The sequence below is a fragment of the Mycobacterium sp. DL99 genome, assembly GCF_004762045.1.
GTDB lineage: Bacteria > Actinomycetota > Actinomycetes > Mycobacteriales > Mycobacteriaceae > Mycobacterium.
The window spans coordinates 3,349,159-3,361,373 of sequence record NZ_SJOM01000007.1 but is presented as its reverse complement, the minus strand read 5'-3'; the positions used below and the strand labels follow the sequence as shown (position 1 = coordinate 3,361,373).

Sequence of the window (12,215 nt, the reverse complement as noted above, 5' to 3'; positions counted from 1 at the left end):
CCGATCGAGTGGGCCGGCGGTGATCCTTCCCAAGATCCGCGATCCTCGCTTCAGCACCATCCGACGCGGCGGGACCCTGACCGATCCGGATCATCGCCTCCTCGCCTTGTGGGCGGCGTCGTGTGCAGAGCACGTGCTGTATCTTTTCGAGTCGGTTCAACCCGGGGATCCTCGACCGCGTCAGGCCATCGATCACGCCCGGGCCTGGGTCCGCGGTGAGGTCAAGATGATGCAGGCGCGCGCAGCGGGCGGTCACGCCATGGGCGCGGCCCGAAGCCTGCGCGGGCCGGCGCGGCACGCGGCGTATGCGGCCGGTCAGGCCGGGGCTGTGGCCCATGTGGCAGCGCACGAACTCGGTGCGGCGGCGTACGCCATCAAAGCCGTGCGCGCAGCGGCCCCGAAAGGAGATGCTGACGCCGCGGGTCGACTCGAATGTCAGTGGCAGCGCGACCAACTGCCGGACGCCATTCGAGACCTGGTCCTCGACGACCAACGGCGGCGCAATGACATCTGTTGGTCGGTCTTCCCGAACGGGTCGAGCTAGGCGGGGCGCAGGATCGCGACGAGAAAATCCGAGTCTTCGGTGAAGGGCCGCACATCCCACGTGGACAGCAACAGGTCCGGGGTGAAACCGGCCGTCGCCGCGTCGTCGAGGAACTGACCGAACTCGTATTCGCGGCCGGCTCCGAATCCGATCACCGCACGGCCGTCGTCGGCGAGATGGGCGCGCAGTCGGGTCAGGACCTGGACCCGGGTGCTCGGGGCGAGGAATGTCATCACGTTGCCTGCCGACACGATGATGTCGAACGCGTCGGCGATGCCCCGTGCCGGCAGGTCGAGCTCGGCAAGGTCGCCGACGAGCCACCGCGGTCCGGGATGGTCCTTCTTGGCTGCTTCGATCAATGCCGGGTCGACGTCGACGCCGACCACCTGGTGTCCGGCCGCGGCCAGATATCCGCCTACCCGGCCGGGACCGCAGCCGGCATCCAGGATGCGGGCATTGCGCGACGCCATCGCGTCGATCAGGCGAGCTTCCCCGGCCAGGTCCTCACCGGCGCGCGCCATGGCACGAAAGCGTTCGATGTACCAGTTCGAATGCCCGGGATCGGCCGCGACCTTTTGCATCCAGATACTCCGCTCGACCATGTGAGCATTGTTGCAAGCGGATGCCGGGCCCGGGCCGGGCGGTGTGGCTCAGCCCTGGGCGTCGAGGATCTTGATCGCGAAGACCAACGAGTCGCCCGGCTGGATACCGGCAGCGGGCTGCCCCTGGGGGTAACCGTCGGCAGAGGTCATCGCCACCGCCACGGTGGACCCGACCTTCTGTCCTGAAATGGCTTTCTGGAAGCCCGGCACGACGCCGTTGAGCGGGAAGTCGACCGGTTCGCCACGTTGGTAGCTGCTGTCGAACACCGATCCGTCGCGTCCGTTGACGCCCATGTAGCAGACGGTGACGTTGGCCGACGGTGCGACGACGGGCCCATCGCCGGCCTTGAGGGTCTGCACCTGCGTCTGGGCCACGCTGAACGGTCCGTCGACCTTGACCACAGGCGCCGCGGTATCGGTGGAGCCGGTGACCGCGACGCTGCCGGTCGCCCCGGACATCGTCCATTCGGGGGCGCCCGCGTTCTGGGGCGCTGCGGTCGGGCACGTGCTGGCCTCGGTTGCGGTCTCGGCGATCGAGGGCGTGAGCACCTCGGCGACCGACGGCGTGCTCGGCGAGGAGGTGGCCGAGGACTTTTCCGTGTCGGAGCCGCACGCGGCGAGCGCCATGGTCAACGACGCGGCACAGGCCACGAGCGCAACGGAGGAAGGCACGCGAAAGGAGTTCATGCCTCGTCACGCTACAGCGGCGGGAAGTGGTGCCCGCCGATAGCCGGGCACTCGCCGGTTCCCTCATCGTCGGGATCGGTGAATTCTGTCGGAATTGTGAAAATGCAACAATTCGATACGGGGTGGGTCGAGATATTCATCGATAGGCACGGGATGCTGTTTGCCCGTGATAGCGTCGCCGCAGGCAGACCGTTTATCCACACCCGAGGACACGGATTATGGCCAACAATTCCATGGGTGACTTTGTCAGCCAGTTGCGCCCAGCACTACATCGGCTCCAGGACTGGCCTTATCCCGATCAGATACACCACACCCTCTTCGGTGCCTTCATGAAGAACCCGCACGACGTCGGCGGCGATCCTGACGCCCCGGCGATCTTCGAAGAAAAAGAAGAAGAGGCGTGGGAACTCAATACCTTTGTCACGTGTGAGGTTCTCGGCTGGCGTGGCATTTGGACGTCCGAAGAACGGCGGCGGCTGGGAAACGTCGATGTGGGGCGGACGATCTACCACGGCTTCCCCTATTACGGCCGGTGGGTGTGGGCTATCGCCCGACTCCTGGTCGAGAAGGACCACATCACGCTTCGCGAGTTGTTGGAGCGAGTCGATGAGGTGCGCGCCCGCGTGGCCGCAGGTGCCGTGGACGCGCTGTCGGCCGCACCGCGCAGCGTCGGTGATCCGACGACGGTCTCGAGGAACCGCCATCACATCGAGGCGCTGGGGAAGGGCGATCCGCAACGGTTCGCCGGCCAGGCCGGCACTCCTCGGTTCGCCGTCGGTGATCGGGTGCGTGTGCGGGATCTCCCGACGATCTTCTACACCCGGACCCAGGAGTATCTGCGCGGCAAACCGGCGACGGTCGTCGAGGTGTCCTACGAGAGCCTGGTGCCCGAGGACGAGGCGTTCGACCGCGAAGAGCAGAAGCCTCAGTGGTTCTACATCGTGCGCTTCAACATGACAGATGTCTGGGACCCGTACGCGGGCGCCGAAGGCGACACCCTTCAGGCCGAGATCTCCGAATTGTGGTTGCAGCCGCTCGGTTAGACCGTTCATTCGACGGACGAACAGGAATGCGAAATGACGCACGACGACGCCGCACATTCACATCACGATGCTCCTGAGCGGCACGCGGCCCCGATGGTCGAGGAAGTGACCGATTTCGAGGTCCTGGAGATCGCGCTACGCGAATTGGCTATCGAGAAGGGCCTGTTCACCGCCGAAGACCATCGGCACTACACCGAGTTCGTCGAACAGATCGGACCGGCGCCGGGGTCGCGATTCGTCGCGAAGGCCTGGGTCGATCCGGATTTCAAGCAGCTGGCGCTCACGGATCCCATCGCCGCCAGTAAGGAAGTGGGAATCGATTGGCTGCACCCGACCGGATTCGGGACGCCCAGTGACTTCACGGCGCTGGAGGTGCTCGAGAACACGCCGACTTTGCATCACGTGATCGTCTGCACCTTGTGCTCGTGTTATCCGCGGCCGCTTCTCGGCAACTCTCCTGAGTGGTATCGGACGCCCAACTACCGGCGTCGGATCGTGCGCTGGCCGCGTCAGGTACTCGGGGAGTTCGGCCTTTTCCTGCCCGATGACGTCGAGATCCGTATCGAGGACTCCAATTCCAAACGCCGATTCCTGGTGATGCCGGTCCGGCCCGCCGGAACCGAGGGCTGGACCGAGGAGCAACTCGCCGAGATCGTCACCCGCGATTGCATGATCGGTGTTGCCCTGCCGAAGCCAGGCGTGACGACGAATGCGCAGCGTCCGGTGCATGCAGCGGTCCGGCCGGCCGAAGGGTACTGAGGGACAGTCGATGGCAGACGACGACGTGACGACAGTCAGGGTGCGGACGCTGGAGGAGCTTGTCGGGCGCGGGCAGGTGTGGCCCCGCATGGCGCAGAAGTATGGCGTCTCCAACCTGGTACCGCCGTGGAAGTCGAGTCTGGACGGGATATGCGACGCACTCGACCACGAGGGAGTGACTCTGCCGTTGCTCACCCGCCGAAACGATGAGGACCGTCTGGTCAACGAGGTGTACGTGACGCTGCCGTACCCGGAGAACCAGCTTGCCGCACTGACGCATTCGCTGATTGCCAGGAACATCATCGATGAGCAGTCACTGGCCGAACGTATGCGGGAGGTCCGGGCCCGACTCGAGGCGGACTGACCGGGAATTCAGTACCGGCGGTGTCCATTTCGGCCACGTGGGTGACCCGACGACGAATCCGCCGGCGATCTGAGCGACGATCCGCGGGCCTCTGATGGTGCTGTTGTCGTAGAACATCGCCGAGTCCACCCGCACCGCGGCGATCGCTACAAGATTCCAAAGTCGTTGGTAGCGTTCACGAATCTTCGTCTCGGGGACGTCGTGGCCGCCGGCCCGCACCCGGTGGTGCACTCGTTGCACAGCCAGGTCTTCGGGGATCAGGACGCAGTGCAGGATCACGGTGTACCCCGCCGCGTGTGCGGTGTCGATTAGCTCGAGCTTGGACGGGTGGGAGAACACCGTCTCGGCGATGAAGGACTCACCGAGCTCGATGAGTTTGGCCCGGGTTTCGGCGGCGACCAGCGCCGCCTCGTAGGAGTGCGGGGCCGGGTCTTCGGGCCAGCGTCGTTTGGCGATTTCGTCTGCGTTGACGAATGCGCTGCCGGGGAGCAGCGGTGAGAGGGTGAGTTCGACGAAGGTGGATTTGCCGGCGCCGTTGCAGCCGACGACGAGGTCGAGGCGCTTCACCGTGCGGCGGTACGGTCCAGATCAGCGCAAGCCACGATCACCGCTGGTGCGCCAGTACCGCAGTGCTGCCGTCGGGGCGGTACTGCACGATCTCGCCATTCTCGTCGAGCGCCACGGTGGTGATCCCGCGTCCGGCCAGCGTCTTGCCGTAGTCGGCGCGCGCCAGGCTCTCCTCGATCGAGGCGGTGATCTCGGCGTCGAACACCGCGCCTTCCTCGGCCGTCAACTCCCGGAGCGGGGTATCGCCTGCCAACGCGGACTCCACCTTGCGGCGTGCCGCACTGTGCTGGCTCGACACGGCCCGGCCCACACGGGCCCAGTGGTCGAGTTGCTGCTTGGCCGACCGGCTCTGACGTGCGCCTTCCGCGGCGGCACTGTCCATCAGGTCGGCGGCGAACCGGGTTACCCGATCTGCGGTTTCGGTCATGATGGACCTCCGTTGTAGCAGTCTGAAACCAGCGTAGCAGAATGCTACGAAGCTGGCTTGTCCTGGTGTTATATCGCCGTCAATCGCTTCGCGATCTCGCCGTACCGCTCGAATCGTTCGGGCCCGCCGAGCGCGTTGTAGAGCACGATGCGGGTGGCGATTCCGGCGTATTTGGCCGTCAACGCGTCCGCGAGTCCATCCCAGGTCGATTCGGTGGCAAAGGCGGCGATGTGATCGTCGGTGATCTGGGCTGCCATGCCGGCGATGTCACCGGCTTTCTGCTTTTCGCGCAGGCGTGCGGTGGTGCCGTCGAAACCCGCCTCGTCCCAGATGAAGGCATAGTTCGGCGTGCTGCCGTAGAAGCTCATGCTGGCCCGCACGAACTCGCGCTCGTTGGCGCGTTCTTCGTCGCTGTCGCCGACGATCGTCATCACGGGGATGATCTTGGCGATATCGGCGGGGGAGCGGCCCGCCTTGGCAGCGCCCGCGGCCAGGTTGGGCAGCACGTGGCGGGCGATGTAGCCCGGCTCGCCGATCGGATGGACGTGTACGCCGTCGGCAACTTCGCCGGCCATGCGCAGCATCCACGGATTCACGGCGGCGATGTCGACCTTGGGATCGGGTGCGTCGATCGGTCCGGGGCTCCACTGGGCGGTGATGAAGTCGAGGTCGTAGAAATCCCCGTGATGATCGAGCTTGCCAGTGCGGAATGCGGCGAAGCAGGCCTTCACGGCCAGCACGTAGTCGCGCAGGCGTGGGCCCGGTCGCTCGAAGGGCATCCCGTAGCGCCGGACCACGTGCGTGCGGACCTGGGTGCCGATGCCGAGCCGAAACCTGCCATCCGTTGCCTCCTGGAGTTCCCAGGCCGACGCCGCGGTGATGAACGGACTGCGCGGAAACGCAACGGCGACACCGGTCGAGAGCTCCAGGCCGGGAGCGGACTGAGACGCGACCGCCGCATTGAGGTACGCGGTGCGGCCGGTTTCGGTGAGTAGGAGCCCGGAGAATCCGGCGGACTGGGTACGACGGGCAAGGTCGCCGATTTTTGCCAGCGGCTGCGGAACGGTCATCACGTCGACGTACACGTGGGGAGCGTACGTGAGCGTTGGTGCCGCGTACCTGTAATGCCTTTGAAGTCAACCGTTTCACGCCACTGGGCGCCTAGACTTGTGGGAGATCAGGGCAATCGGACTCGTCGTCAACCAGAGCTCGTTGCAACTGAAGGAGGGGACCCATGGTCAGGATTCATACGGTCGTGGCGGGGGAGACTCTGTCAGCATTGGCGTTGCGGTTCTACGGAGACGCGGACCTGTACCGGCTGATCGCGGCGGCCAGCGCAATTCCCAACCCCAACGTCGTCAACGTCGGACAGAAACTGGTCTTTCCCGACTATGCGCGGTACACCGTGGCACCCGGGGACACGTTGCCGGCCGTGGCCTCGCGTTTCTACGGGCATCCGGAGTTGTCCCGGTTGATCGCAGCCGCCAGCGGGATTGCCGAGGGCGACGCCCTCAATCCGGGGCAGCGGCTCATCGTCCCGGAACTGAAGAGATACATCATCGCCCCCGGAGATACGTTGTCGGCGTTGGCTTCACGCTTCTATGGTGACGCCTCGTTCTATCCGCCGATCGCCGGTGTCAACGGCATCCCCGACCCCGGCCACATCAACCCGGGGCAGGCGCTGGTCATATTCAGCGGTCGCAGCGACGGATTCGGCCTGCGGATCGTGGACCGCAATGAGAACGATCCGCGGCTGTGGTACTACCGATTCCAGACCGCCGCCATCGGCTGGAACCCCGGCGTCAACGTCCTGCTTCCCGACGATTACCACACGAGCGGCCGCACCTATCCCGTGCTCTACATGTTCCACGGCGGCAACGACGACTTCCGCTCGTTCGACTTCATGGGTATCCGCGACTGGACGGCCGCCAAGCCGATCATCGTGGTGATGCCCGACGGCGGGCACGCCGGGTGGTATTCCAACCCGGTCACGTCATTCGTCGGACCGCGCAACTGGGAGACGTTCCACATCGCCCAGCTGCTGCCGTGGATCGAAGCGAATTTCCGGACGTATGCGGAGTACGACGGCCGCGCAGTCGGTGGCTTCTCGATGGGCGGTTTCGGCGCGCTGAAGTACGCGGCCAAGTATTACGGTCACTTCGCCTCGGTCAGTGCCCATTCGGGCCCGGCCAGCCTGCGCCGCGATTTCGGCCTCGTGGTGCACTGGGCGAACATCACGTCGGCGGTTCTGGATCTGGCCGGCGGAACCGTTTACGGCGCCCCATTCTGGGACCAGGCCAGGGTCAGTGCCGACAACCCGGTCGAGCGGATCGAGAGCTACCGCAACAAACGAATCTTCCTTGTCGCCGGTACCAGTCCAGACCCGGTCAACTGGTTCGACAGCGCCAACGAGACCGAGGTGCTCGCCGGTCAGCGGGAGTTCCGTAGCCTGCTCGGCCAGGCCGGTATCCCGTATGACGCACATGAGGTGCCAGGAGGTCACGTCTTCCGTCCCGACATGTTCTTCATCGACCTCGACGGGATCATCGCCCGCCTGCGCCCGGCGAGTGTCGTCAGCAACGTCTTGTAACAGAAATCACATCTACCTCATCTGTCACAGTTGCACCAGAATTCATTTCTTTCACTGCCGACGCACCAGAAACTAATTTCACGGTAGTGGCCAATTACCACAGCAGTCGGCGCGGAAATTTATGAGACGGTGCCGCGCGTCTTCGGCCCGACCCCGTTCCCGAAGCTGGGCCTGTGACCTGCACTTACGTTGCCTCAGTGGTGAAGTATCGCCTTCCCCATTGGCCACAAGAACCGCATAACTATTAAATAAACTCAAAGAAGATAATTAGACTCTCTAGCACGGCTATTTTACTTTCGCCTCATCGGTAAACTCCGTATCACGATGGGCTGAAAATGGCCTCTCGCCCCGCCATTATCGGCGTGCACGGTCAGTGCATGCCGCCATGAAGGGATCGACATGCGCGTGCGCAAGGTCGTCACCGTGTTCGGGTTCATCGGTGCGATCGCCATGGCTCAGACCCTCCTGACAGTCCCGCACGCCGGCGCAGAACCGAACTGGGATGCGATGGCGCAATGCGAATCGGGCGGGAACTGGTCAGCTGACACCGGTAACGGCTTCTATGGTGGGCTGCAGTTCACCCCGGCCACGTGGGCCTCCCATGGGGGAACGGGGTCGCCTGCCGCGGCGAGTCGCGAGGAGCAGATTCGCGTGGCCCGCAACGTGATGCAAACTCAAGGCCTCGGAGCGTGGCCGGTGTGCGGCGGACCGATCGGCCAGGCCACCGGAACCTGCCGGCAGGTGATGGTCTGGATCCCACTGAGAAACCTGCCACGGTTGTGCACCTTGGTGCTCAATCCGCTGGGCTGATCGCCCCTTCGCCCCCGGAACTGTTCCAGCGCGAATGGACGACCAGCAGATACTCACCGCTGCCCGCATCGAGGCCGAGCGGGTGCGGCTCAGAAAGGGACGCGACGACGACGAAGAGGGGCTCATCGAGACGCAGACCGATGAGCGGGTGCGCCGTTTCCTCGGCGGTCCCCGTGTCCAGGCGGATGTCCGCGCTGTGGTGACCTCAATCGGGGCGGCAACGTTGTTGGCCGCCGATGGCTGCTACATCGTGGCCGACCGGGAATCCGACGACATGCTCGGCATGGTGACACTCAGCCGACGCGATGCGGAATTGCCCGGTCATGTGCAGGACGGTGGCGGTGAGTTGGAGCTCAGCTATGTCTTTCGGGCACATGCGTGGGGCAGGGGCTATGCGGCCGACGCGGCGCGTGCGTTACTACGCTGCGCCGCACAGCAACTCGTTGACCAGCCGATCGTGATCGTCACCCAGGCGGCAAATGCGTCCGCGCTTCGCCTGGCCGACCGCCTCGGCTTCACACGAGTGGGAACCTTTGAGCAGTTCGGGGCCGAACAGGTGCTCGCGACCGTCCGGCTGGGGACGTTCCTGCCGCAGTAGCGCTTTCGCGTGTCGCCTCTACGCCGTGTGACCGTGCCCACGTGCGGTCAGGCAAAGTCTTGGGCCGCGCCGAACTCACTCTCAGCAAACCCTCAGTACGGGGCGGCAACATCTAGGTAGGCGCCGGCACGGCGCATAAATGTCGGTGTCGCAAGGGAAGAGGCAAGTGGATGAACGAGTGGTCGGGGATGTCGCCGCAAAATAGCAATCGGGAATGGGAAGCGAACCAGGCGGCGGATCAACGGAATCCGAGCCCGTGGAGCCGGAGGGGCTACCAGCAGCCGTACCCGCATTATGGGCTGCATCCTGAGATGAGCCAGAAGTTCGACATGCCTGTCGCACAGGAAATTTCACAGCCGAAGAAGAAGTCCCGTGTTGGCGTGCTGGTCGCTGGCACGGCCGCAGTCGCCATGGCTACCGGAGCAGTCGCAGCAGTAGCGGTGGTGGACCATTCCGGAAAGCCCATGCCGGTTGCCCAGGCGCCGACCGCCGACCGCATCGGCAAACAGTCGCCTGCCACAGGAGCCGTTCCGGCGCAGCCGAAGGGTTCGGCACCGGCCGGATCGGTCGAACAGGTCTCGGCCAAGGTGCTGCCCAGCGTGGTGAAACTGCAGATCGAGACTGGACAGGGGCGTGAGGAAGGCTCGGGCATCGTCCTCAGCGAAGACGGGCTGATCCTGACCAACAACCACGTCGTGGCCGCCGCCGCCAGAGGTACCGGCGATCAGGGGCCGATGGCCGCCGAGGCTTCACCCGGTGACCAGGCGCCGGGATTCCCGCGCGGCCTGTTCCCCGGCGGACGGATGCCGGGCGGTCAGTTCCCCGGTGACGAGCAGTATTCGCCGGACGGACCTTCGGCCAACAGCTCCGGACGGACCAGCGGCGCAATGAAGGCGACCGTGACGATGTCCGACGGTCGTACCGTGCCGTTCTCTGTTGTGGGCACCGACCCGGCCGACGACATCGCGGTGGTGAAGGCGCAGAACATCTCTGGGCTCACCCCGATCACGATCGGTTCGTCGAACGATCTGAAGGTGGGGCAGAACGTGGTTGCGGTCGGCTCACCGCTGGGCCTTCAGGGAACGGTGACGACAGGCATCATCAGCGCGTTGGATCGCCCGGTCGCGACCGGCGACGGGCAGACTGGCCAGCAGTCGGTGATGAGTGCCATTCAGACGGACGCGGCGATCAATCCGGGCAACTCCGGGGGCGCACTGGTCGACATGAACGGTGACCTCATCGGGGTCAATTCGGCCATCGCATCGTTGGGTGGCGGCCAAGGTTCGCAGGGCGGCGGGCAGGCCGGGTCGATTGGTCTGGGCTTCGCCATCCCGGTGGATCAGGCCAAACGTATTGCCGACGAGCTGGTTTCGACCGGAACCGTTCAGCACGCCTCGCTGGGTGTTCAACTCTCCGGCACCGACACCAGCGGCGCAGCGGTCGCCGGAGTCGTCAACGGTGGCCCGGCGGCAGCCGCAGGCCTGCCCAAAGGCGCGGTGATCACCAAGCTCGACAACAAGGTGATCGACGGTCCCGATGCGCTGGTCGCTGCTGTGCGCTCCAAGGCACCGGGCGACACCGTGACGCTGACCTATGAGGACCCGTCCGGAGCATCGCGCACCGTGGACGTCACCCTGGGGCAGGTGCAGGCGTAACGACCGCGGTGCGAGGCCCCAGCCTGGTGTTTCCGGGCTGGGGTCGCACAGCGAAAATGGGATGACGGTCGCGCGCCACATGTGTGACGATGCCTGGATGCCCAGCACACTCATCGAGGTCAGGCGCCCGTACACCGAATCAGAAGAGGTGGCGATCATCGATGCGGTGCACGATGCGCTGGTGACCGCGTTCCAGATACCTCCCGGCGACAAGCATGTCCGGCTGGTATCCCATGAACCACATCGGTTCTCGTGTTCGCCGGGCCTTACCAGCCCCGAGTTGTACACGCTTGTGGCCATCGACTGCTTCGCCGGCCGCTCGGTGCAGGCCAAGCGAAATCTCTACCGGGAGATCGTCACTCGTCTGGAGACGCTGGACATCCCGGCTGATCACATCACGATCGTCCTGCGTGAAAGCGCACTGGAGAACTGGGGTGTTCGTGGTGGGCGGGCGGCCTGCGATATCGACCTGGGTTTCGACGTCAACGTCTGAACTGGGAGTTCTTCTGACGTCCGACACCGGGCAGAAATCGCCCGACCGTCGTGCAATAGTCGCGATACGCCTGGCCGTGTGTGCGTAGCAGGTAGGGCTCTTCGACGACCCTGACCTGCAGTTCGATCGTGGCCGACAACACGACGAAGGCCAAGAGTGCGACCGGATTGGGCGTCATCAGGGTGATTCCGCCGGCGAAGACGAGCATGGCGGCGAAGATCGGATTGCGCACGGTCCCGAAAACCCCGGTGCGCACCAATGTTGTTGTCTCGCTGGGATCGACACCGATTCGCCAGGAGTCGCCCATGTCCAGTTGGGCATAGACGGTGAAGGCGATTCCGGCAACGGCCAGCAGTGTGCCCAGACCCTGGATCCACGGGGCATGCAGGAGGGCGATCGGTGTGACGAAGCCGAGCTGTTGCGCGACCGGAGCGGCAACGCCGACGATGATCGCAGCGATGAATCCGACACCGGCCAACCATTCGAGCGAGCCGGGATTTCCGTGAATGCCGCGGAATCCCGTCGACCCGGTCTGCCGGTACTGGAGCCAACTTCGCCAGCCGAACCCCAGCACCGCGAAGATCAGGTAGAGAATCAGCGCGGTCACGGCCATGGTCGTCATCTCCTCAGGTGGTCAGTCGCTGCAGTTCAGGCAACAGTCATCGTCGGCCGGGCGCCGTCAACAGCACTCATCCGAGACTGCACTGGGACAGTGCTCGGCGTCAGCGGCCAGCACCACCTGCAGCAGATCGTTCAATGCGTGGGCGAGCTTGGGATCGGCCAGTTCGTAGCGGGTGCGCCGGCCTTCGGGCACCGCTACCACCAGACCGCAACCCCGTAGGCAGGCAAGGTGATTCGACATGCTCTGCCGGGACACTCCTGCCGCCTCGGCCAGATCGGCCGGGTAGGCGGGGGAATCCTTGAGCGCCAGCAGGATCTTGGACCGCGTCTGATCCGACAGGGCGTGTCCGAACCGAGCCAATACCGTCACGTGAGTCAGCGTCTCCACGCCTTTGACTGTACATCGTGATGTGTATTCACAAAAGGATGAATCATCACCGGTGTGAGACGTCAGA

General features: G+C 64.7%; 16 protein-coding genes. 9 read left to right on the top strand and 7 right to left on the bottom strand.

Annotated elements, in window-relative coordinates; all coding sequences use genetic code 11:
- Positions 1–19 precede the first annotated feature (19 nt).
- Entirely contained in the window at positions 20–544 is a 525-nt protein-coding gene (locus tag EYZ64_RS16560; RefSeq protein WP_135454837.1) for a putative immunity protein, read from the top strand.
- Here the strand turns inward: EYZ64_RS16560 and EYZ64_RS16555 are convergent.
- Positions 541–1,146, bottom strand: a complete 606-nt coding sequence (locus EYZ64_RS16555; protein WP_135454835.1) for a class I SAM-dependent methyltransferase — start codon at positions 1,144–1,146, stop codon at positions 541–543. The two genes, EYZ64_RS16560 and EYZ64_RS16555, sit on opposite strands and share 4 nt — an antisense overlap.
- Before the next feature lie 48 nt (positions 1,147–1,194).
- Entirely contained in the window at positions 1,195–1,833 is a 639-nt protein-coding gene (locus EYZ64_RS16550; protein ID WP_167857856.1) for an FKBP-type peptidyl-prolyl cis-trans isomerase, read from the bottom strand.
- A 218-nt stretch (positions 1,834–2,051) separates the two neighbouring features.
- Here EYZ64_RS16550 and EYZ64_RS16545 point away from each other — a divergent pair, with 218 nt between their 5' ends.
- From EYZ64_RS16545 to EYZ64_RS16535, 3 genes are read left to right on the top strand one after another with little or no spacing between them, the layout of a single operon-like run.
- Complete coding sequence (locus tag EYZ64_RS16545; protein ID WP_135454833.1) at positions 2,052–2,876, top strand: SH3-like domain-containing protein; 825 nt, start codon at positions 2,052–2,054, stop codon at positions 2,874–2,876.
- Between the two features lie 33 nt (positions 2,877–2,909).
- A complete protein-coding gene (gene scnC, locus EYZ64_RS16540; protein WP_135454831.1) occupies positions 2,910–3,635 on the top strand; it encodes a thiocyanate hydrolase subunit gamma in 726 nt (241 codons plus the stop codon).
- Between the two features lie 10 nt (positions 3,636–3,645).
- Positions 3,646–3,999 (top strand): thiocyanate hydrolase, encoded by a 354-nt coding sequence (locus EYZ64_RS16535; protein WP_135454829.1) that lies wholly within the window; start codon positions 3,646–3,648, stop codon positions 3,997–3,999.
- Here EYZ64_RS16535 and EYZ64_RS16530 read toward each other — a convergent pair.
- The 3 genes from EYZ64_RS16530 to EYZ64_RS16520 all read right to left on the bottom strand — a co-directional run bounded on the left by EYZ64_RS16530 (position 3,949) and on the right by EYZ64_RS16520 (position 6,078).
- Positions 3,949–4,566 carry an ATPase gene (locus EYZ64_RS16530; RefSeq protein WP_135454827.1) on the bottom strand — a complete coding sequence of 206 codons (618 nt, stop codon included), beginning with the start codon at positions 4,564–4,566 and terminating at the stop codon, positions 3,949–3,951. The genes EYZ64_RS16535 and EYZ64_RS16530 overlap by 51 nt on opposite strands.
- A 37-nt stretch (positions 4,567–4,603) precedes the next feature.
- The gene (locus tag EYZ64_RS16525) at positions 4,604–4,993 is read right to left on the bottom strand and encodes a TA system antitoxin ParD family protein (protein ID WP_135454825.1); all 390 of its coding nucleotides are present in this window, start codon (positions 4,991–4,993) and stop codon (positions 4,604–4,606) included.
- A 68-nt stretch (positions 4,994–5,061) separates the two neighbouring features.
- A complete protein-coding gene (locus tag EYZ64_RS16520; protein ID WP_135454823.1) occupies positions 5,062–6,078 on the bottom strand; it encodes a TIGR03617 family F420-dependent LLM class oxidoreductase in 1,017 nt (338 codons plus the stop codon).
- A 149-nt stretch (positions 6,079–6,227) separates the two neighbouring features.
- Between EYZ64_RS16520 and EYZ64_RS16515 the strand changes: the two genes are divergently transcribed.
- The 5 genes from EYZ64_RS16515 to EYZ64_RS16495 all read left to right on the top strand — a co-directional run bounded on the left by EYZ64_RS16515 (position 6,228) and on the right by EYZ64_RS16495 (position 11,139).
- On the top strand, positions 6,228–7,583 hold the full coding sequence (locus EYZ64_RS16515; protein WP_135454822.1) for an alpha/beta hydrolase-fold protein: 1,356 nt from the start codon (positions 6,228–6,230) through the stop codon (positions 7,581–7,583).
- A 399-nt stretch (positions 7,584–7,982) separates the two neighbouring features.
- Positions 7,983–8,393: a transglycosylase family protein gene (locus EYZ64_RS16510; RefSeq protein WP_135454820.1), complete on the top strand. Its 411-nt coding sequence runs from the start codon at positions 7,983–7,985 to the stop codon at positions 8,391–8,393.
- 34 nt (positions 8,394–8,427) lie between these two features.
- Positions 8,428–8,991, top strand: a complete 564-nt coding sequence (locus EYZ64_RS16505; RefSeq protein ID WP_167857855.1) for a GNAT family N-acetyltransferase — start codon at positions 8,428–8,430, stop codon at positions 8,989–8,991.
- Between the two features lie 383 nt (positions 8,992–9,374).
- Positions 9,375–10,646 carry a S1C family serine protease gene (locus EYZ64_RS16500; RefSeq protein ID WP_450071923.1) on the top strand — a complete coding sequence of 424 codons (1,272 nt, stop codon included), beginning with the start codon at positions 9,375–9,377 and terminating at the stop codon, positions 10,644–10,646.
- 97 nt (positions 10,647–10,743) lie between these two features.
- Positions 10,744–11,139, top strand: coding sequence for a tautomerase family protein (locus EYZ64_RS16495; protein WP_135454816.1), 396 nt, complete (start codon positions 10,744–10,746; stop codon positions 11,137–11,139).
- Here the strand turns inward: EYZ64_RS16495 and EYZ64_RS16490 are convergent.
- Positions 11,129–11,752 (bottom strand): methyltransferase family protein, encoded by a 624-nt coding sequence (locus EYZ64_RS16490; RefSeq protein WP_135460056.1) that lies wholly within the window; start codon positions 11,750–11,752, stop codon positions 11,129–11,131. The genes EYZ64_RS16495 and EYZ64_RS16490 overlap by 11 nt on opposite strands.
- 66 nt (positions 11,753–11,818) lie before the next feature.
- Entirely contained in the window at positions 11,819–12,148 is a 330-nt protein-coding gene (locus EYZ64_RS16485) for an ArsR/SmtB family transcription factor (RefSeq protein ID WP_135454814.1), read from the bottom strand.
- Between the last annotated feature and the right edge of the window lie 67 nt (positions 12,149–12,215).